The organism is Azohydromonas australica DSM 1124 (assembly GCF_000430725.1).
In the GTDB taxonomy this organism is placed as follows: Bacteria; Pseudomonadota; Gammaproteobacteria; order Burkholderiales; family Burkholderiaceae_C; genus Azohydromonas; species Azohydromonas australica.
Genome location: NZ_AUMO01000044.1, coordinates 73,830 through 93,343, shown reverse-complemented (window position 1 = coordinate 93,343; position 19,514 = coordinate 73,830). Strand labels below are relative to the sequence as shown.

Sequence of the window (19,514 nt, the reverse complement as noted above, 5' to 3'; positions counted from 1 at the left end):
GGCCTCAGGGTCCGGGCGCGCCCTGCACCGTCAGCGAGCGGGCCGTGATGGCCGCGTCCACCGCCATGTTGGCGTCCAGCATGCCCTTGCCGCAGCCGGTGCAGTTGCCGGGGAAGGGGCGCACCGAAGCCTTGAGCAGCGTCTCGACCTGGGTGGGTGTGAGCTTCGGGTTGACCGAGAGCATCAGCGCCGCCACGCCGGCCACGTGCGGGGTGGCCATGGACGTGCCGCTGTACCCGGCGTAGGTGTCCTTGGCCGGCTTGCGCGTCCCGCTGTTGAGCGTGGAGAGGATTCCTGCGCCCGTGTCGCCGCCTGGTGCCGCCAGGTCCACCGCGGTGCCGTAATTGGCGTAGGAGGCCCGGTGGCCGTTGCGTTTGACAGCCGTGACCACGACCACGTCGGCACAGTTGGCGGGCGTGCTCCTGGCGACGCTCATGTTCTCGTTGCCGGCGGCCACCACCACCACCGCGCCGCGCTGGCGCACCGCCTTGATGGCCTCGCTGTAGGTGGTGCTGCACGTTCTGGACGCGCCGCCCAGCGAAAGGTTGATCACCCTGGCCGGAGTCTTGTTGGCCGGCACGCGCGAGACCTTGCCGCCCGCGGCCCAGATCATCCCGTCGGCGATGTCGGAGGTGTAGCCGCCGCAGCGCCCCATCGCGCGCACCGGCAGCAGCTTGGCACCGTGGGCCACGCCCGCCACGCCGATGCCGTTGTTCGCAACCGCGGCAGCGATGCCGGCCACGTGCGTGCCGTGCCAGCTGCTGGACTCCCCCGGCCAACCCTCGCCGCACTCGTCGGCGACGGTCCAGTCGCCCGGGTCGGAGGCGTCGGCGTCGCGCGCGTTGCCGTCGTTGGCCGTACTGCGGTCCGTGACGAAGTCGTAGCCGGGAAGCAGGTTGGCCTGAAGGTCCACGTGCGGGCGCACGCCGGTGTCCACCACCGCCACCACCACGCCGGCGCCGGTGGACTTTTCCCAGGCCGTGGGCAGGTTCAGCCCGGTGGTGGGCTCGAACAGGTTCCACTGCTTGGCGTACTTCGCGTCGTTGGGCACGAACTGCGGCCGCATGCGCAGGTCGGGCTCGGCGTACTCCACGTCGGCGTCGCCGTTCTGCAGCGCGCGGGCCATCTGCTGCAGCTTGTCCTGCGGCATCGGCCGGTCGAGCTGGAACACGTGGGCGCCGGTGCCCAGGCGGCGCAGGTGCTTCATGTGCGTGCCGAAGGGCTGCGCAGCGGCATGTGCACGCAGCTGTAGGCCGGCGGACGGGACGTCGGCCTCGGCCGCGCTGCGGTACCGGACGATCAGCCGGTCGCTGTACTCCAGCGGCGCCGCGGCCGCTGCGGCGCTGGGCTGCGCCCGCTCGACCGCCGAGGCCGGCGCCGTGTGCAGACCCAGCAGCGTCGAGGCCAGGACGGCCGCCGACAGCGGGGCCCGGACGGAGCGCAGCCCCGGGCGTCCGGCACGGCGGATGGGAGAAACAAGCTTCATGGGGATCCCTCGGTGAATTCTTGGTCGTGGCCCGTGGCGGGCTGGCTGCGTGTGCGCAGCCCTTCATTGTCCTGGAGGGGGCCGCACCGTCTTCCCGCGATGCGTGCCGGATTTGACGCAGCGCAGGCCGCGTGGTGGACCGCCGCTACAGTGTTGCTTGATCCGTTGCAGCGACCCGGGGCATGCGGCTTGCACGCCGTGGGGCGACGAAGCCGAGGTCCCGGGCCACCCGCCACCCGCAGTTTTCAGTCTGATGTTCCCCACTGAGCGACCGGCGCCGCAGCCACCTACGACCCCGAGCCCGTGCGCGCCTGCCGCCGGCGCACCGTCGCCTGAGCCCGTCCCCGGGGCCGAGGTCCCGCCGGACTTCCAGGCCCTGTTCGAGGCCGTGCCCACGCCGCTGCTGGTGCTGCGTCCGCCGGAGTTCCGCATCGTGGCGGTCAACGACGCCTACCTGCGCGCCACCATGACGCAGCGCGAGGCGCTGGTGGGCGCGGGGCTGTTCGAGATGTTCCCCGACGACCCGCGGGACGCGCAGGCCAACGGCGTGCACAACCTGCGCGCCTCGCTGCAGCGGGTGGTGGCCACGGGCGAGGCGGACGTGATGCCGCTGCAGCGCTACCCCATCCGCCGCCCCGCGGCGCTGGGCGCAGGCTTCGAGGAGCGCTGGTGGAGCCCGGTCAACTCGCCGGTGCGCGCTGCCGACGGCGGGGTGGCGTTCGTCATCCATCGCGTCGAGGACTTCACGGGGCTGATGCAGCAAGGCGACGCGCCGGCCACGGCCAGGCTGCCAGCGCAGCAGCGCGAAATGCTGGACCGGCTGCGCGCCTTGACGCTGGCCGCCGAGCAGGCGCAGGCGGCGCTGCGCGCCAGCGAGGCGCGGCTGGCGCGGATTTTCGAGCGCGCGCCGGTGGGGCTGTCGGAGATCGCCGTGGACGGTCGCGTGCTGCGCGCGAACGCCGAGCTGGCGCGGCTGGTGGGCCGCCGCATCGAGGAGCTGTGCGGGCTCAACGTGCTGGATCTCACTCATCCGGACGACGTGGCCCTCACGCTCGCGGCGGTGGGCCGGGTGCTGGGGTCCGAGGGATTCGCCACGCTGGACAAGCGCTACCTGCGTCCCGACGGCGGCGCGGTGCCCGCGCAGAGCAGCATCACGCGGCTGGACGCGCCCGATGGCGGCGAGCCGCACCTGCTGGCCGTGACGGTGGACCTCAGCGCGCGCCGCGAGACCGAGCTCGCGCTGCGCGAGAGCGAGCGGCGCTTCCGGGCCATCGTGGACCTGGTGCCCGACCTGCTGTGGAGCAACGATGCCGAAGGGCACGTGGACTGGTTCAACCACCGCTGGACCGAGTACACGGGCCTGCTGCCGGAGGACGCCTACGGCGGCGGCTGGCTGGCCGTGATCCACCCGGACGACCTGGCCGAGACCCGCGCGCGCTGGCGCCGCGCGCTGGACCGGCGCGAGCCGGTGGTGCACGAGCACCGCATCCGCCGCCACGACGGGCAGTACCGCTGGCACCTCGTTCGCACGCAGCTGATCGACGCCGGCGACGGCGGCCCCGTGCGCTGGTTCGGCTCCGCCACCGACGTGCACGCGCAGCGCAGCGCGCGCGAGGTGCTGGAGCGCCGCGTGCAGCAGCGCACCGGGGAGCTGCGCGCGGTGCTCAACAGCGCCGCCAGCGCCATCGTCGCCACCGACCTGGCGGGGCACATCACCACGCTGAACCCCGCCGCCGAAAGCCTGCTGCGGCTGCCCGCGCCGCAGGCCGCGGGGCGGTCGGCGCTGGACTTCATCGACCGCCGCACGCTGCGCCGGCGCATCCACGGCCTGCCGCCGGAGTTGCGCCGCGCGCTGTGGCCGTACTCGCAGCCGCACGCGCGGCGCTGGCCCGCGCTGCCCGGGGGCGAGTGGCGCTGCGTGCGCGCCGACGGCAGCAGCTTCCCGGCGCTGCTGAGCATCAGCGTGCTGCGCGACGAACTGGGCACGCCCACGGGCTTCCTGGGCGTGATCACGGACCTCAGCGAGCGCAAGCGGCTGGAGGAGGCGCTGCGCCAGCGCACCGCGCAGGCCGAGGCGGCCAACCGGGCCAAGAGCACCTTCCTGGCGCACATGAGCCACGAGTTCCGCACGCCGCTCAATGCCGTCATCGGGTTGAGCCACCTGCTGGCGCGCATGGAGCTGCCGGAGCGGGCGCTGGGCTTCGTGCGCCACATCGAGCAGGGCGGCGAGCAGCTGCTGGCGCTGATCAACGACGTGCTGGACCTCTCCCGCATCGAGGCCGGCGAGATGCGGCTGGAGCAGGTGCCCTTCGAGCTGCCGCTGCTGCTGGAGGCGGCCTGCGCGCTGGTGCGGCCCCAGGCGCAGGCCAAGGGGCTGGCGCTGCGGCTCGATGCCGACGCGGCGCTGCCGCCTCAGCTGCTGGGCGACCCGCTGCGGCTCAAGCAGGTGCTGATCAACCTGCTGGGCAACGCCGTGAAGTTCACGGCCGAGGGCAGCGTGACACTGCGGGTGCGCGAGCTGGCACGAGAGCCCGGACGCGCGAGGCTGTGCATGGAGGTGGTGGACACCGGCATCGGCATCGAGGCTGGCAAGCAGGCGCGCATCTTCGAGCCCTTCACCCAGGCCGACAGCTCGACCACGCGGCGCTTCGGCGGCACGGGGCTGGGCCTGTCCATCGTGCGCCGCCTGGTGGCCATGATGGGTGGCGAGCTGCGCCTGGACAGCGCGCCGGGGCGGGGCAGCACCTTCGGCGTGACAGTGACGCTGCAGGTGGCGGAGGAGGAGACCGCAGGGCCTTGAGCCCGGCTCGCGCCGGTTGGTCAAGGTATTGCGGTCACCCCGAGGTGTTGAGGGGTGAACGGCCCTCGCCGGGGTAAGCCATCGCAGCCTGTCGGGTTCGCCCTTCGATGTCTCAGGGCGAACGGGTCAGTTCATGACTGGAGTGGATTCGCTGCGAAGCCCGAAGTCGTGCTCCGCGCTCAGTGCACGAACACCGGCACGTGGGCCGGAATGCCGTTGGGCCAGCGGGCGGCGGCAGCCGCCGGCTTGCCCTTGCCGTTCAGCACGACGGTGATGGCGTCGTGAAAACCGCATGTGGCGAAGCGGTTGTCGCCAAAGGTCGTGGCGCCGAGTTTCACGGTGTAGATGCCCGTTTTCGGCGCAGTCCAATCCCAGGTCGTCCAGTCGCTGGTGTGGTTGTAGGGCACCGAATTGTTGTCACCCGGCGCGCCATTGCCGGAAAAATCGATCCACGGCGTGGCTTTCAGATTGCCGGATTTGTCGAAAATCTTGACCCAGACCGTGTCCTGGGCCGCGAAGTCGCCGTTGTAATAAGACGAGGCGCCAGTGACGGTATCACCCTTGTGCAGCAGCACGGTCTGGCTGGCCGTGATGTTGTAGGTGCCCTGACCGTCGAACCATTCGTTTCCAGTGCAGGCCTTCAGAAAATACCGGCCGTCGTAAGCCAGCTTGGTTCCACCGAAATTGAAGGAATCCACCACGCTCACGGTACCCGCGGGCCGTTCGTGGGGAATGAAGATTCCAGAGTAACCCTGGTCGATATTCGCCTTCCAGCCCGTGGTGTCGCCGGTCTCGAAACTGCCGTTGGCAATGCTGCGATGGTTGAACCGGCTGGCCGAAATGCCGTCCGCCGGAGCAGGCAGGGCGGCGGCGGTTTCGCTGGACGCCGCCGAGAGTGCGGTTTCGCCTGATACCGTGTCATCGCCACCGCCGCCACAGCCCACCAGGGCAGAAGCAACGAACGTGGTCGCAAGAATCTGATATTTCATTTCCGTTCCTCCTAAGCGAGTCCCCTGCCGGGGCGGAGCACTTGTGGCACCCCGGTGGACGGTGCGCCACCCCCGAGTCCGGCTAGGGACGGAAATCCGTCTCTTTGATGCGACGGACGGCGGGCAAGGGTCGGATTTCCGTCCGTTTGCGGGCGCCGGCAACTGCGGCTTTTGTTGTGGATCAAGCACTTGGACGCGCCGGCCGGCATGGCGGCGCACTGGCACGCTCCCTGCGACAAGACGGCACATCGTGCGGATCGCCGCACTGTCCGTCCGCAAGGAGCCTCGACCATGTTCTTCCGTCCGCGTCCCTGGCTGCTGCCGCTGCTGCCGCTGCTGGCCCTGCTGCTGGCCGCGGCCGCCCGCGCGCAGGACATGGGGACGCTGGAGCGCATCGCGCAGACGGGCACGATCAACCTCGGCCACCGCGAGTACGCCGCGCCCTTCTCCTACTACGACGGCAAGAAGCAGGTGGTGGGCTACTCGCACGAGCTGATGCTGCGGCTGCTGGAGAGCATCAAGGCCGAGCTGAAGCTGCCGGCGCTCACCATCCGGCTGGTGCCGGTGACCACGCAGAACCGCATCCCGCTGGTGCAGAACGGCACCGTGGACCTGGAGTGCGCCGTGACCTCGCACACCCTGGAGCGCGAGCGGCTGGTGAGCTTCTCCAACTCCATCTTCGTGGTCGGGCTGCGGCTGCTGGTGCACAAGGATTCGGGCATCCGCGACTTCGCCGACCTCGCCGGCCGCGCCGTGGCCGTCACCGCCGGCACCACGTCCGAGCGCGTGCTGCGCACCTACAACGAGAACCAGGGCCGGCGGCTGAAGATCCTGCTGGCACGGGAGCAGGGCGCCGCCTTCAAGCTGCTGGAGAGCGGCGAGGCCCAGGCCGTGATGCACGACGACGCGCTGCTCTACGGCGAGCGCGCCAAGGCGAAGAAGCCCGAGGACTGGATCGTCGTGGGCACGCCGCTGGCGTCGGAGGTGTACGGCTGCATGCTGCGCAAGGGCGACACCGCCTTCAAGCAGGTCGTGGACCGCGGCCTGGAGCGGCTGATGCGCTCCGGCGAGGCGCGCCAGATCCACACCCGCTGGTTCCAGCGGCCCATCCCGCCCAAGGGCCTCAACCTGAACTGGCCGCCCTCCGAGGCGCTGCTGGAGCTCTACCGCAACCCCAATGACCGGCCGCCCGGATAAGCGCCGGCGCCCGATCTCCGATCCTTTTCGCGCATCGCGCCCCGGCCAGCCGCCGTGGCGCAAGCACTGGCCGCCCCTCGCCGCACGAGGGCGCGGGGCGGCCACCTCCCGTTCCCGATCACCACAGGAAGTTCTCCCATGCTGACGAAGACCTTCACCCGCTCCCTGGCCGCCACGCTGGTCGGCCTGGCGCTGGCCGCCTCCGTGCACGCGCAGACCAAGTCGCACGTCGTGGTCCTGGCCACCGGCGGCACCATTGCCGGCGCCGGTGCCGACGCCGCCAACAGCGCCACCTACCAGGCGGCCAAGGTGCCCGTGGACAAGCTCCTGGCCAGCGTGCCGGAGATGAGCAAGCTGGCCGACCTGCGCGGCGAGCAGGTCTTCCAGATCGCCTCCGAGAGCTTCACCGACGAGCACCTGGTGACGCTGGGCCGCCGCGTCGCGGCGCTGGCCAAGCAGGACGACGTGGACGGCATCGTCATCACGCACGGCACCGACACGCTGGAAGAGACCGCTTTCTTCCTGAACCTGGTGGTGCCCACCGACAAGCCGGTGGTGGTGGTGGGCTCCATGCGCCCGGGCACGGCGCTGTCGGCCGACGGCGCGCTGAACCTCTACAACGCGGTGGCCACCGCCTCGGACCGCGCCTCGCGCGGCAAGGGCGTGCTGGTGGTGATGAACGACGAGATCTTCTCGGGCCGCGACGTCACCAAGGCCATCAACATCCGCCCCGATGCCTTCAAGAGCCCCTGGGGCTCGCTGGGCATGGTGGTGGAGGGCAAGACCTACTGGTTCCGCGCCCCGGTCAAGCGCCACACGGTCAACTCGGAGTTCAACATCGAGGCCATCAAGTCGCTGCCTCCGGTGGGCATCGCCTACGGCAGCGGCAACGTCACGGACGTGGCCTACAAGGCGCTGGCCGCCAGCGGCGCCAAGGCCATCATCCATGCCGGCACGGGCAACGGCTCCGTCTCGGCGCAAGTGGTGCCCGCGCTGCGCGAGCTGCGTTCGAAGGGCGTGCAGATCGTGCGCTCCGCGCGCGTGACCGGCGGCGGCTTCGTGCTGCGCAACGCCGAGCAGCCCGACGACCAGTACGACTGGGTCGTGGCGCATGACCTGAACCCGCAGAAGGCCCGCATCCTGGCCGCGCTGGCGCTCACGCGCACGACCGACGCGCGCGAGGTGCAGCGGTTCTTCATGGAGTACTGAACTGGTTCCAAGGAAGCCTGGCGCATCCCGCTAGCCGGAGCGTTTCGCCTCCTGCTTCGTCATCCCCGCGCAGGCGGGGATCCGGGCGGCCCCACGCTGGAGCGAAGCAAGGGTGCAGCGAGCCGGGCTTGAAGCCGCGGCGTGCCGACCAGGCCTCTGGCGGCTCACTTGGGGGCCGCCTGGATTCCCGCCTTCGCGGGAATGACGAAGTGGTAGGCGGGCCGCTTGAGCCTGCGGCCAACAACAACATCTCTCACGCCCCGCGTGAGCCTTCATCGAGGAGTCAGCGATGACTTGGGACTGGCAGGTTTTCTGCAAGAGCACATTGGGTGAGGAGGCCGGCACGAGCTGCTTCGGCCAGAACGGCGACGTCACGTACCTGGACTGGCTGCTGTCGGCCTGGGGCTGGACGCTGTCGGTGTCGGTGCTGGCGCTGATGGTGGCGCTCGCAACGGGCATCCTCATCGGCATCCTGCGCACGCTGCCCTCGGCGCCGTGGCGCTGGTTCGGCAACGCGTGGACGGAGGTGTTCCGCAACATCCCGCTGCTGGTGCAGATCTTCATCTGGTACCACGTGCTGCCGCAGGTCTTCCCCGTGCTGCAGCAGCTCCCCAGCCTGGTGCTGGTGGTGTTCGCGCTGGGCTTCTTCACCTCGGCGCGCGTGTCGGAGCAGGTCAAGGCCGGCATCCAGGCCCTGCCGCGCGGGCAGCGCATGGCCGGCCTGGCCATGGGCCTGACGCTGCCGCAGACCTACCGCCACGTGCTGCTGCCCATGGCGCTGCGCATCGTCATCCCGCCGCTGACCAGCGAGAGCATGAACATCATCAAGAACTCGGCCGTGGCCTTTGCCGTGTCGGTGGCCGAGCTGACCATGTTCGCGATGCAGGCGCAGGAGGAGACCTCGCGCGGCGTGGAGATCTACCTCGCCGTCACGGGCCTGTACTTCCTGTCGGCGCTGGTGATCAACCGCGTCGCCGGCTTGATCGAGCGCTCGATGCGCGTGCCGGGCCTGGCCACTGGGAGCGCAAAGTAATGAACCTTGACTTCTCCTTCCTCACCGGCTCCGTGCTGGTGGACTACGTCTCGCGCGGCTTTGCCTTCTCGCTGCAGCTCACGCTGGTGGCGATGCTGGGCGGCATCGCGCTGGGCACGCTGCTGGCGCTGATGCGGCTGTCGGGCAAGCCGTGGCTGGCCGTGCCGGCCGCGGCCTACGTCAACACCATGCGCAGCGTGCCGCTGGTGATGGTGATCCTGTGGTTCTTCCTGCTGGTGCCCATGCTGCTGGGCCGCAGCCTGGGCGCGGAGGTGTCGGCCATCGTCACCTTCACGCTGTTCGAGGCGGCGTACTACTCGGAGATCATGCGCGCAGGCATCCAGAGCGTGCCGCGCGGGCAGGTCTACGCCAGCCAGGCCATGGGCATGACCTACCGCCAGAGCATGCAGCTGGTGGTGCTGCCGCAGGCCTTCCGCAACATGCTGCCGGTGCTGCTGACGCAGACCATCGTGCTGTTCCAGGACACCAGCCTGGTGTATGCCATCGGCGCCTACGACCTGCTCAAGGGCTTCGAGGTCGCGGGCAAGAACTTCAACCGGCCGATCGAGACTTACCTCTTCGCCGCGGCCGTCTACTTCGTCATCAGCTTCAGCCTGTCGATGCTGGTCAAGCGCCTGCAGGCCCGCATCGCCATCATCCGTTGAGTGAGCATCGCCATGATCAAGATCAGCAACGTCAGCAAGTGGTACGGCAGCTTCCAGGTGCTCACCGACTGCTCCACCCACATCGAGAAGGGTGAGGTGGTGGTGGTCTGCGGCCCCTCGGGCTCGGGCAAGTCCACCCTCATCAAGACCGTCAACGCGCTGGAGCCCTTCCAGAAGGGCGACATCGTCGTCAACGGCGTGAGCATCGCCGACCCCAAGACCAACCTGCCCAAGCTGCGCAGCCACGTGGGCATGGTGTTCCAGCACTTCGAGCTGTTCCCGCACCTGTCGGTGACGGAGAACCTCACGCTGGCGCAGATCAAGGTGCTGGGCCGCAACAAGGACGACGCGCTCAAGCGCGGCCTGAAGATGCTCGACCGCGTGGGCCTGAGCGCCCACAAGGACAAGTTCCCGGGCCAGCTCTCCGGCGGCCAGCAGCAGCGCGTGGCCATCGCGCGCGCGCTGTCGATGGACCCGATCGTGATGCTCTTCGACGAGCCCACCTCGGCGCTGGACCCGGAGATGGTGGGCGAGGTGCTGGACGTGATGGTGCAGCTTGCCCACGAGGGCATGACCATGATGTGCGTGACGCACGAGATGGGCTTCGCGCGCAAGGTCAGCCACCGCGTGATCTTCATGGACCAGGGCAAGATCATCGAGGACTGCACCAAGCAGGAGTTCTTCGGCAACCCCGACGCGCGCTCGCCGCGGGCCAAGGAATTCCTGTCCAAGATCCTGCAGCACTGAGCGGCAGCGGCGTGCTTGAGGGCGCAACCCTCCGCCTTGCCCTTCACGCGCCGGCGGGCGAGGGGAGGCTGACGCCACGGCGGGCAGGAGCCGGACAGGCGGCCTGCAGGCGCATGGGTTCGGCATGACGGACACTTCGCAGACTTCCTCCGCAGCCTTCCCAGCCCCAGGCATGTCTGCTCCTGCCGAGCCCGCCACGACCAAGCCCGAAGCGCGCCGGCCCCTGCGCCACCGCCTGGCGCAGGTGGCGCTGGCGCTGGCGGTGGTGGCCGGCAGCGGCTGGCTGGGCTACACCGTGAGCCGCCAGCACGCCACCGCGGAGCTGCGCACCGAGGCCAGCCATCGCCTGGACCTCTTCGCCATGGCGGTGGAGGGCGTCGTCAAGCGGCTGGAGCACATCCCCGCCACGGTGCAGCTCAACCCCTACATCCTTGCGCTGCTGCGCGAGCCCGCGTCGCCGCAGCGCGTGGACACGGCCAATGCCTGGCTGCGCCGGCTCAACGCGCACCTGGGCAGCATCTCGCTGTTCGTGCTGGACGAGCGCGGCACGGTGCTGGCCTCCAGCAACGCCGGCGAGGGCGACGACAGCCTCGTGGGCGAGGACCTCTCCTTCCGCCCCTATTTCCTGGAAGCGCTGTCGGGCCGCGTGGGGCGGCATTTCGCCATCGGCATCCGGCACGGCGAGCCGGGCTACTTCGTCTCGCATCCCATCCGCGACGGCGCGCGCGTGGTGGGCGTGGCGGTGATCAAGATCGGCCTGCAGGCGGTGGACCAGGCCTGGTCCATGCTCGACGGGCCGGCGCTGCTGGCCGACGCGAACCAGGTCGTCATCCTGTCCTCCGAGCCCGCGTGGCTCTACACCGCGCTGGTGGATCAGCCGGTGGAGCAGCGCGTGGACGCGCAGCTCGGCCGCCTCTACAACGAGCAGCCCATCCATCCCTTTCCGCTGCCGGTGCAGCTGCGCTTCGACGAGGACGGGCAGGTGATCGACGGTACCGTGCGCGGCGGCGCCTCGCCGCGCGAGTTGCTGCTGCGCCGCGAGATGCTGCTCATCGGCCGCAGCATCGACGGCATGAACTGGCGGCTGCTGACCTTCCTGGACCTGCGCGAGGCGCGCAATCAGGCGCTGGAGCACGCCATCCTGTCGTCGCTGGTGGCCGGCTTCCTGGTGCTGCTGTCGCTGTTCCTGGGCCAGCGCCGCAGCAACGTGCGCCAGCGCCTGGAGGCGCAGCGGCTGCTGGAGCAGGCCAACGCCAACCTGGAGCAGAAGGTGGCGCGGCGCACGCGCGTGCTTTCCGACACCAACGCCCGGCTGCGCCGCGAGGTGGCCGAGCGCGTGCAGGCCGAGCAGACGCTGCGCGCGGCGCAGGACGAGCTGATCCAGGCCGCCAAGCTGGCCGTGGTGGGGCAGCTGGCCGCGGGCATCACCCACGAGCTGACGCAGCCGCTGGGCGCGATCCGCACGCTCTCCGGCAACGCCGCGGAGTTCCTGCGCCGCGGCAACCTGCAGGCGGTGGCGGGCAACCTGGACATGGTGGCGCGGCTGTCGGACCAGATGGGCGGGATCATCCAGCCGCTCAAGGCCTTCGCCCGCAAGTCGCCCGCGCTGCCGGTGCGCTGCGACGTGGCGGTGGCCGTGGGCAACGCGCTGTTCCTGTTCCAGCAGCGCATCGCCAAGGAGGGCGTGGTGCTGCACAACGGCTGCGAGCCGGGCCAGGTCTTCGCCTGGTGCGACCAGAACCGACTGGAGCAGGTGCTGATCAACCTCGTCGCCAACGCGCTGGACGCGATGAAGGACGCGCCGCACAAGTCGCTGACGCTGGGGGCGGTGCTGGAGCCGGGCGCGCAGGGTGAGCGCGCAAACGTGCGCATCGACGTGCTGGACAGCGGCAGCGGCTTCTCCACGCAGGCGCTGGACCGCGTCTTCGAACCTTTCTTCACCACCAAGCCCGTGGGCGCCGGCCTGGGCCTGGGACTGGTGATCTCGCGCGACATCGCGCGCGACTTCCACGGCGAGCTGGAAGCCGCCAACCGCCCCGAGGGCGGCGCGCGGCTGACGCTGCGGCTGCCGGCGGCGCCGGACAATGACGAACCATGAGCGCTGAACTGACCGTCCTGCTGGTCGAAGACGACCTCCACATGCAGATCGCCTGCGTGCAGGCCCTGCAGCTCGCGGGCCTGGAGGTGCAGGCCGTGGGCTCCGCGGAAGAGGCCCTGCCCAGGCTCGACGCCGGCTTCCCCGGCGTGGTGGTCACGGACATGCGGCTGCCGCGCGCCGATGGCATGTCGGTCATCCGCCGATGCCGCGAGCTCGACCCCGACCTGCCGGCCATCATGATCACCGGCCACGGCGACGTGAGCCTGGCGGTGGAGGCCATGCGCAGCGGCGCCTACGACTTCATCACGAAACCCTTCTCGCCCGAGCAGCTGGTGGAGGTGGTGCGCCGCGCGCTGGAGAAGCGGGCGCTGACGCTGGAGGTGGCGTCGCTGCGGCGAGCGCTGCGCGAGCGCGGCGGGGTGGAGGGCAAGATCGTGGGCCGCTCGCCGCAGATCGAGCGCGTGCGCCGCCTGGTGATGGACGTTGCGGACTCGCCGGTGGACGTGCTCATCCACGGCGAGACCGGCACCGGCAAGGAAGTGGTTGCGCAGGCACTGCACGAGCTGTCGCAGCGGCGCGGCGCGCCCTTCGTGGCGCTGAACTGCGGCGGCCTGCCGGACAACCTGCTCGACAGCGAGCTTTTCGGCCACGAGGCCGGCGCCTTCACCGGCGCGCAGCGGCGCCGCGTTGGCAAGATCGAGCACGCGCACCGCGGCACGCTGTTCCTGGACGAGCTGGAAAGCATGCCCATGGGCGTGCAAGTGAAACTGCTGCGCGTGCTGCAGGAGCGCGTGGTGGAGCGGCTGGGCTCCAACGTGCCGCAGCCGGTGGACGTGCGCGTGGTGGCCGCTACCAAGGACGACCTGCTGGCGCGAGCGAAGCAGGGCAGCTTCCGCGCCGACCTGGTGTACCGGCTCAACGTCGTGACCATCGAGCTGCCACCGCTGCGCGAGCGGCGCGAGGACATTCCGCTGCTGCTGGAGCATTTCATGCTGCTGGCCGCGAGCCGCTACGGCCGGCCGCAGCCCGAGGTGGGCACGCAACAGATGCACAAGCTGATGGCGCACGACTGGCCGGGCAACGTGCGCGAGCTGCGCAACGTGGCGGACTGCCTGGTGCTGGGCGTGCGCGCCAACGTGCCGGGGCTGGAGGCCGCGGCGGCGGAGCCCGGTCCCGCGCCCGCCGCGGCGGAAGAGGGCAGCCTGTCGCTGGCGGAAAGCGTGGAGGGCTACGAGCGCAGCCTCATTCGCGCCGAATTGCAGCGCCAGGGCGGCAACATCGCCCGCAGCGCCAAGGCGCTGCGCATACCCAAGACCACGCTCAACGACAAGATTCGCAAATACGGCTTGCAGGGCGAATAAAGGCCCGTCCTCCTGCCGTGTTCGTCAAGTGGGTCATCTGGCGCAAGCAGGCGCTCACATCAGGCCGCGCTACTTCACGGTGCGCGTGGGCGCCCGATTGAATGCGAGTTTCTTGCGGTCCATATCGTTGCAAGTGCAACTGATAAGGCAAGTTTGGCTGCTGCTGAAGGGTTATTCAGCAGCGGTCCTGTGCAACACCAGGTGCCGCGGCCTGTCCATAAAAAGTCGTCGTGCCCGCACCCACGTTGCATTCTTTTTCGTGGCCTGAAGTAACCGTGGGGACATTTCCTCCCCCGTTGGTGGGATTTCGGTTCCCCCTTTTAGACTCCGCCCGTCTTGCAGGTGCCGTGACGTATTTCACGGTCCGTCAGCCCAGGGGTTGTGACTGCGAGATGTGTCCCACGGTGAACGCATTTCCCGAGGACGGCACGCGGCGGCGCTTGGAGCGCACCGCGGCCCTGGCCACGAGCCGGGCGCCGTCTCACCGGGTCTGATAACCGCTGCGCGTTCTTGTGGGGTCGTGGTTCGGCGCTTCGTGGCTCGCCTTGGGCGGCCGCGGGCGTTGGGATCAGCCTGCCCGGCCTGCAAACGTCGGTCTCCGGTCTGTTCACTGACCGGGTGACCGTTGGTGTGCGGTGTCCGGACGACACGCGTGCCGGCCTCGGCGGAGGTGGCGCCGCACAACAAGGAATGCTTGTGATGACCAGTGTCACCACACCGCGCCGACGACGTCCGGCCTTTTCGGCGGCCATGGCTTGCCTGGCGCTGACCGTCGGCACCCCCGTCGCCCAGGCGCAGACGCTGCTGGAGGCCCTGCAAAGCATGCGGGCCCTGACCGTCGTGCCGCTGCCGGCCGACTCCGCCGCGGGTGCGCCGATGGCGCAGCCGGCGCCCATGCTCACGCCGGCCAGGCTGGCGGAAGTGCGCAGCGAGGCGGAGAAAGGTGCGCTCGCACGCTTCATCGCCGTCGAGTACAAGACCACGCGGGACCTGGCCGCGCGCATCGTCAACGCCGCCTACGCGGCCGGCGCGCGCTATCAGCTGCAGCCCTCGCTGCTGCTGGCCATCATCTCGCGCGAGTCCACGTTCAATCCCCGTGCCACCAGCGGCTACGGCGCGCAGGGCCTGATGCAGGTCGTACCGCGTTTCCACATGGACAAGCTCCAGGAAGTGCGCGCGACCTACGCCCAGGCCTCGCTGTTCCATCCCGAGACCAACATCGACGTCGGTGCGCGCATCCTGGCCGAGTACATCGACGCCGAGTCCAGCTTGCAGCGCGGGCTGCAGAAGTACTCGGGCCGGGCTCCCCGCTACATCGAGAAGGTGATGGAGGAGCACGACGCCTTCGAGCGCGTGCGCAACGAGGCGGACAAGGAAGAAGGCGGCAGCGCCTGATGGGTGGTGGCGCGGGCCGGGGCAACATTGCCCAAGGCCCGGTCAGCGATCGGACCCCCTTTAACGCTTCGTGACTGCCGCTCAGGCGTCTTCCTGATCCCCCGCCATGCCGCCGGCGCCCAGGTAGTCCTTGATCCGGTCGATGCGCGTGCCCACGGCCTGGGCCGCGCCGACCAGCGCTTCGTCCGTGGTGCCCAGCGCCTCGCTCCAGCGCCGGACGGCGGCTTCGTCCTGCAGATTGACCTGCGCCTGCGACCAGGTGTTTTGTGCGGCTTCGGATTCGTGGCTCATGGCTTCTCCGTTTTTTTGAGGCTGTGAGCCTGTCTGGCAAGTCCGGTTCCCGGCGAAGCGGCATTTTCAAACCCGGCCTTTCCAATGCCCGGAACACCCCGGGAAATGCCCGGCTTGGCCGGCACGGAAACTGCCCTTGCGTCGCCTGCGTTTGCCAGGCCGATAGCTCAATTCGACCGGCTTGGCTTCTGGAATCGATCGGATATTGAGGCTGAAGGATGTTTTTGAATTTGCCTGGGAAGACGGAGCGCGAGAATCTGAAGACCAACCTTTGGAGTGCCATGGCGCTGCTGGCGGGCTGCGCCCTGCTCACGGGCTGCACCACCGCGCCGCTGTCCCAGAGCGCCGTTTCCGCCAACATGGTGCAGGAGGACGCACACAACAAGCTGCTGGCACTCAACGTGGCCCGGGCCGTGAACCGCATGCCCATGCATTTCACGCAGGTGTCCGCGGTGCGCCCGGCGCCTTATGGCTTCGGGCTGGGTGTACCGGGCGTGGGGGCTGAATTCGCGCTGGGCGGGGATGCGGGCAATCTCATCACGCTGCGGCCTTCGCTCAACGGCTCGCCCAACGTGGACATCACGGTGCTGAATGAGCAGGAATTCTTCCGCGGCATCACCACGCCGCTAAAACCCGCGCTGCTGCTGTATTACCTGGACCAGGGCTGGCCCATGTCCATCCTGCTGCCGCTGTTCGTGCAGTCCATCGAGTTTTTCGACGAGGCCGGGCAGTTGCGGGAAAGGGTGCGAAACGCGCCGGGCAGCGCGGAATTCCAGCGCTTCACCGACCTCGTCGCCACCCTGTTCCACTGCGAGATTGCCGGCACCCCCACCGGTGAATTCGTCTATTACTCCGGCCGTCTCGACGGCGCCCAGCTGAAGGACCCGGTGGGCGCGGCGGCGGCACGCAATGCCGGGCTGGTGCCGGTGGTGGGCGGGAAGGTGGTCACGCAGGAGCAGGACGCTGCCAACGGCTTCATGCTCGCGGCGGACAACGGTGACCTGGCGCTCACGATGGTCAACAAGCCCGACAGTACGGCCTGCGACCAGCACAAGTTCAGGACGGCGCAGGACCAGGCGCGCGAGGTGTCGGCCACGGTGGCGACCACGCGCGCGGGCGTGGGGCGTGAGACGCCGGCAGACCTGACCGGCGCGGCGAGCCCGTCCGCCGCCGCGGCCGGGAAGCTCAGCGCCCGCCTGGTGCTGCGCTCGCCCGAGGCGATGGTCTATTACCTGGGCGAGGTGGTGCGCTGGCAGAACTCGAACCGGCGCCCGCTGCTGTTCCCGGACGGGCCGACGCGGGAGCGCGATTTCATGCTCTTCGACATGCCCACGGCGGAGCCGGGCCGCACGGTGTTCAAGTTCGACTACCAGGGCCAGACCTACCACGTGCCGCCCTACGCGCCGGGCAACCGCACGGTGCATGCGCTCTCGCTGCTGACGCAGATCATCGGCCTGCAGAACCGGGGGACGACGTCGCCGGCGACGGCGAACGTGCGGGTCGTGCAGTGACGGGAACGGCGGACGAATCTGCTCCGCCCTTGACGCAGGTCGCCCGCCGCCCCCAGCGGCCTCGGGCCGGCGGGCCGGACAATGCGGCCTCCACCGGCCACGGCCCATTCCAATGCACAACAAGACGACCCCGCCGCGCACGCTGCTCCTGCTCGCCGGCCTGACCCTCGCTGCCGGCGCTTCGGCGGCGGACCCCGTGGAGCTGTCCTTCTCCCACCACGACTGGGAGCTCGCCTGCGACAACACCCGCACCTGCCGCGCCGCCGGCTACCAAAGCGATGACGCGGAGCTGCCCGTGTCGGTGCTGCTCACGCGCAAGGCCGGTGCCGGAGAGGCAGTCGCCGGCCAGCTGCAGATCGACCTGGGCCAGGACGAGATGCGGCTGAAGAAGCTGCCGGCCCAGCTGAGCCTGGCGATGACGGTCAACGGCCAGGGCCAGGGCACGGTCGTCGTGCCCAAGGACAAGCTGCGCGCCGACCTGTCCTCCGCGCAGGTGTCGGCGCTGCTGGCCTCGCTCACGCGCAAGAGCCGCATTGAATGGAGCGCCGGGGAGCTGCGCTGGACGCTCTCCGACCAAGGCGCCGCCGCCGTGCTGCTCAAGATGGACGACTTCCAGAAGCGCGTGGGCACGCAGGGCGCGCTGGCGCGCAAGGGAGCGGCGACCGAGGAGCGCGTGCTGCCGCCGCTGCCGGTGCCGGTGCTCAAGCTCGGCGCCCTGGCCAAGGCGCGGCCGGAGGACGCCCGCCTGGCCAGGAAACCGCCGGTCGAGCTGCTCAACGCGCTGCGCGACAGCGTGGACGGCGAGCAGCAGGAGGAGTGCAGCCTGCTGATCGAGACCCGGGACGCCGAGGTCGCGCTGGCCGTGCACCGCCTGACGGGATCGAAGCTGCTGGTGTCCACCCCGTGCTGGATGGCCGCCTACAACCGCGGCGACGGCATGTGGATCGTCAACGACAAGCCGCCCTACCAACCGGTGCTGGTCACGGCCGCGGCCACGGACTACGCGGCGGGCGTGATCAGCTCGGCGCAGAAGGGACGCGGCATCGGCGACTGCTGGGGCCACGAGGAATGGGCCTGGGACGGGCGCCGCTTCGTGCAGACCCGGCTCAGCAGCACCGGCCTGTGCAAGGGCTTCGGCGGCGGCGCCTGGGAGCTGCCCACGCTGGTGATGGAGCTGCGGCGCTGAACCTTGCCGCTGGCACTACGCGCCAGCCACCATTTCCTCGGCACTGCGCAGTGCAGCGCCGCCCGCATTGCGCAGCAGCCCCAGCTGCCCGGCCAGCGCGCCCTTGAGCGCGACCGGCATGCCGGCGTAGCGGTTGCGCAGCTGGTAGGGGTCCGTGGCGAGCTCGTAGAACTCGCCCTCGCCGTTGTCGTAGAGCACGAAGCTCTGGCGCGCCGTCGTGCGCAGGCCTGCGTAGGCCAGCTCGGCGCCGACCGCCTGTGCCGTCTGGCTCTCCAGCAGGAAGGCGCGCCGCCAGGGCACCACGGGCGCGCCGCCGAGCAGCGGTACCAGCGAGCGCCCGTCCACGAAGTCCGGTGGCGTCACGCCGGCCAAAGCCGCGAAAGTGGGGGCGAAATCCACGTTGCCCGTCACCTGGCGCGCCACGCGCCCGGCCGGGATGCTGGGGCCGCGCACCACCAGCGGCGCGCGGATGGCCTCTTCGTAGGCCCGGCGCTTGTCGTCCGCAATGCGGTGCTCGCCGTGGAAGAAGCCGTTGTCCGAGGTGAAGAAGATGTACGTGTTTCCAAGCTGGCCGGTGCTGCGCAACGTCCACACCAGGCGCTCCACCATGTCATCCAGCGACGCCGCGCATTGGCGCTGCTTGCGGTAGACGGTGTCGATGGCGCTGACGGCGGCCGGGCCGAGGCGGGGCAGCCGCTGCACCCAGGTCGGCTTGTCGCTCACGTCGGCTTCGTTGAAGGAGGGCGGGCGCGGCGCCTGGATGCCGGGGAAAAGATCCTCGTACTCCACCTGCACCCGGTACGGCTTGTGCGGCAGGAAGGGGGCCAGGAACAGGAAGAAGGGCCGTCCGGGCGGATCGGCGGCGGCGCTGCGCAGGAACTGCTGAGCGCGGCGCAGCAGCACGTTCTGGAAATGGTCCTCCGGCGCGCCGCCGTAATTGCGCGTCGTGCCGTTGTCGTTGACGCTGTACCAGTATTGGGTGTAGTAACTGCCGCCGTTGGCCACGAACCAGGTATTCCAGCCCGGCGGGACGTAATTCATCCCGGACTCCACGGATGGGTAGTTGTTGAGGTATTTGCCCATCATTGCCGTGCGATACCCGGCTGCCTGCAGCCAGGTGGCGACGGTCGAGGCTTCCTTGCCCTCCAGATAGAACTTTCCGAAGCCGCCGTCGGGTGCGACGTTGTCCCGGATGCCGGTGTTGTGAGCGAATTGCCCGCGCAGCATCGTCGCGCGCGAAGGGCAGCACAGCGTCAGGCTGATGAAGTGGTTGGCGAATTCGATCCCGGGCTGCGTCACCAGCCGCCGCAGCTTGGACATGTGCTGGTACACGCCCACATCCATGTCGTCAACGGTGATGAACAGGATGTTGCGGTGCTCGCCGCCGGGAGGGGCCGACTTGGCCGGCATGGCGAGACTGGCCGTTGCCGCCAGGGCGAGGCGGCGGCGCGAGATATTGACGGGACCTTGCACGGATTGACGAGCCGGTTTCATCACGGTGCTCCTTTCCATGTCCCCAGGCCTGATGCGCAATGGCGGCAGGGGA

General features: G+C 69.7%; 15 protein-coding genes. 11 read left to right on the top strand and 4 right to left on the bottom strand.

What is annotated here, in order from left to right; all coding sequences use genetic code 11:
* Window positions 1-4: 4 nt before the first annotated feature.
* Window positions 5-1,486, bottom strand: a complete 1,482-nt coding sequence (locus tag H537_RS41775) for a S8 family peptidase (RefSeq protein ID WP_084150511.1) — start codon at window positions 1,484-1,486, stop codon at window positions 5-7.
* A gap of 253 nt (window positions 1,487-1,739) precedes the next feature.
* Between H537_RS41775 and H537_RS0107755 the strand changes: the two genes are divergently transcribed.
* A complete protein-coding gene (locus H537_RS0107755; RefSeq protein WP_084150510.1) occupies window positions 1,740-4,286 on the top strand; it encodes a PAS domain S-box protein in 2,547 nt (848 codons plus the stop codon).
* 179 nt (window positions 4,287-4,465) lie between these two features.
* Here the strand turns inward: H537_RS0107755 and H537_RS0107750 are convergent, their stop codons facing one another.
* The gene (locus H537_RS0107750; RefSeq protein ID WP_043458382.1) at window positions 4,466-5,275 is read right to left on the bottom strand and encodes a hypothetical protein; all 810 of its coding nucleotides are present in this window, start codon (window positions 5,273-5,275) and stop codon (window positions 4,466-4,468) included.
* A 291-nt stretch (window positions 5,276-5,566) separates the two neighbouring features.
* Between H537_RS0107750 and H537_RS0107745 the strand changes: the two genes are divergently transcribed.
* The 8 genes from H537_RS0107745 to H537_RS48990 all read left to right on the top strand — a co-directional run bounded on the left by H537_RS0107745 (window position 5,567) and on the right by H537_RS48990 (window position 14,980).
* The gene (locus H537_RS0107745) at window positions 5,567-6,472 is read left to right on the top strand and encodes a transporter substrate-binding domain-containing protein (RefSeq protein ID WP_051242133.1); all 906 of its coding nucleotides are present in this window, start codon (window positions 5,567-5,569) and stop codon (window positions 6,470-6,472) included.
* 138 nt (window positions 6,473-6,610) lie between these two features.
* Window positions 6,611-7,681, top strand: a complete 1,071-nt coding sequence (locus tag H537_RS0107740) for an asparaginase (protein WP_028997443.1) — start codon at window positions 6,611-6,613, stop codon at window positions 7,679-7,681.
* Window positions 7,682-7,970: 289 nt separating this feature from the next.
* Window positions 7,971-8,714, top strand: a complete 744-nt coding sequence (locus H537_RS0107735) for an amino acid ABC transporter permease (RefSeq protein ID WP_028997442.1) — start codon at window positions 7,971-7,973, stop codon at window positions 8,712-8,714.
* The gene (locus H537_RS0107730; protein WP_028997441.1) at window positions 8,714-9,379 is read left to right on the top strand and encodes an amino acid ABC transporter permease; all 666 of its coding nucleotides are present in this window, start codon (window positions 8,714-8,716) and stop codon (window positions 9,377-9,379) included. The genes H537_RS0107735 and H537_RS0107730 overlap by 1 nt, the downstream gene beginning before the upstream one ends.
* 12 nt (window positions 9,380-9,391) lie before the next feature.
* Complete coding sequence (locus tag H537_RS0107725; protein ID WP_028997440.1) at window positions 9,392-10,126, top strand: amino acid ABC transporter ATP-binding protein; 735 nt, start codon at window positions 9,392-9,394, stop codon at window positions 10,124-10,126.
* Window positions 10,127-10,298: 172 nt separating this feature from the next.
* Entirely contained in the window at window positions 10,299-12,224 is a 1,926-nt protein-coding gene (locus H537_RS41770) for a sensor histidine kinase (protein WP_051242132.1), read from the top strand.
* On the top strand, window positions 12,221-13,585 hold the full coding sequence (locus H537_RS0107715; protein WP_028997439.1) for a sigma-54-dependent transcriptional regulator: 1,365 nt from the start codon (window positions 12,221-12,223) through the stop codon (window positions 13,583-13,585). The genes H537_RS41770 and H537_RS0107715 overlap by 4 nt, the downstream gene beginning before the upstream one ends.
* A gap of 699 nt (window positions 13,586-14,284) precedes the next feature.
* On the top strand, window positions 14,285-14,980 hold the full coding sequence (locus H537_RS48990) for a transglycosylase SLT domain-containing protein (RefSeq protein WP_051242130.1): 696 nt from the start codon (window positions 14,285-14,287) through the stop codon (window positions 14,978-14,980).
* Window positions 14,981-15,061: 81 nt separating this feature from the next.
* Here the strand turns inward: H537_RS48990 and H537_RS0107705 are convergent, their stop codons facing one another.
* On the bottom strand, window positions 15,062-15,271 hold the full coding sequence (locus tag H537_RS0107705) for a DUF3606 domain-containing protein (protein WP_028997438.1): 210 nt from the start codon (window positions 15,269-15,271) through the stop codon (window positions 15,062-15,064).
* A 230-nt stretch (window positions 15,272-15,501) separates the two neighbouring features.
* Between H537_RS0107705 and H537_RS0107700 the strand changes: the two genes are divergently transcribed.
* Window positions 15,502-16,782, top strand: a complete 1,281-nt coding sequence (locus H537_RS0107700; protein WP_211234978.1) for a hypothetical protein — start codon at window positions 15,502-15,504, stop codon at window positions 16,780-16,782.
* Window positions 16,783-16,894: 112 nt separating this feature from the next.
* Window positions 16,895-17,968, top strand: a complete 1,074-nt coding sequence (locus tag H537_RS0107695) for a DUF1176 domain-containing protein (protein ID WP_051242129.1) — start codon at window positions 16,895-16,897, stop codon at window positions 17,966-17,968.
* Between the two features lie 15 nt (window positions 17,969-17,983).
* On the opposite strand, the gene H537_RS41760 is transcribed toward H537_RS0107695, so the two are convergent.
* Window positions 17,984-19,462, bottom strand: a complete 1,479-nt coding sequence (locus H537_RS41760) for a sulfatase family protein (protein ID WP_169516965.1) — start codon at window positions 19,460-19,462, stop codon at window positions 17,984-17,986.
* Window positions 19,463-19,514 lie beyond the last annotated feature (52 nt).

Coding starts and splice junctions, on each gene's coding strand:
- H537_RS0107705 (WP_028997438.1), bottom strand. CDS start 15,271: ATGAGCCACGAATCCGAAGCCGCACAAAACACCTGGTCGCAGGCGCAG.
- H537_RS41770 (WP_051242132.1), top strand. CDS start 10,299: ATGTCTGCTCCTGCCGAGCCCGCCACGACCAAGCCCGAAGCGCGCCGG.
- H537_RS0107730 (WP_028997441.1), top strand. CDS start 8,714: ATGAACCTTGACTTCTCCTTCCTCACCGGCTCCGTGCTGGTGGACTAC.
- H537_RS0107715 (WP_028997439.1), top strand. CDS start 12,221: ATGAGCGCTGAACTGACCGTCCTGCTGGTCGAAGACGACCTCCACATG.
- H537_RS0107750 (WP_043458382.1), bottom strand. CDS start 5,275: ATGAAATATCAGATTCTTGCGACCACGTTCGTTGCTTCTGCCCTGGTG.
- H537_RS41760 (WP_169516965.1), bottom strand. CDS start 19,462: ATGAAACCGGCTCGTCAATCCGTGCAAGGTCCCGTCAATATCTCGCGC.
- H537_RS0107755 (WP_084150510.1), top strand. CDS start 1,740: ATGTTCCCCACTGAGCGACCGGCGCCGCAGCCACCTACGACCCCGAGC.
- H537_RS0107740 (WP_028997443.1), top strand. CDS start 6,611: ATGCTGACGAAGACCTTCACCCGCTCCCTGGCCGCCACGCTGGTCGGC.
- H537_RS48990 (WP_051242130.1), top strand. CDS start 14,285: ATGACCAGTGTCACCACACCGCGCCGACGACGTCCGGCCTTTTCGGCG.
- H537_RS0107725 (WP_028997440.1), top strand. CDS start 9,392: ATGATCAAGATCAGCAACGTCAGCAAGTGGTACGGCAGCTTCCAGGTG.
- H537_RS0107745 (WP_051242133.1), top strand. CDS start 5,567: ATGTTCTTCCGTCCGCGTCCCTGGCTGCTGCCGCTGCTGCCGCTGCTG.
- H537_RS0107735 (WP_028997442.1), top strand. CDS start 7,971: ATGACTTGGGACTGGCAGGTTTTCTGCAAGAGCACATTGGGTGAGGAG.
- H537_RS41775 (WP_084150511.1), bottom strand. CDS start 1,486: ATGAAGCTTGTTTCTCCCATCCGCCGTGCCGGACGCCCGGGGCTGCGC.
- H537_RS0107695 (WP_051242129.1), top strand. CDS start 16,895: ATGCACAACAAGACGACCCCGCCGCGCACGCTGCTCCTGCTCGCCGGC.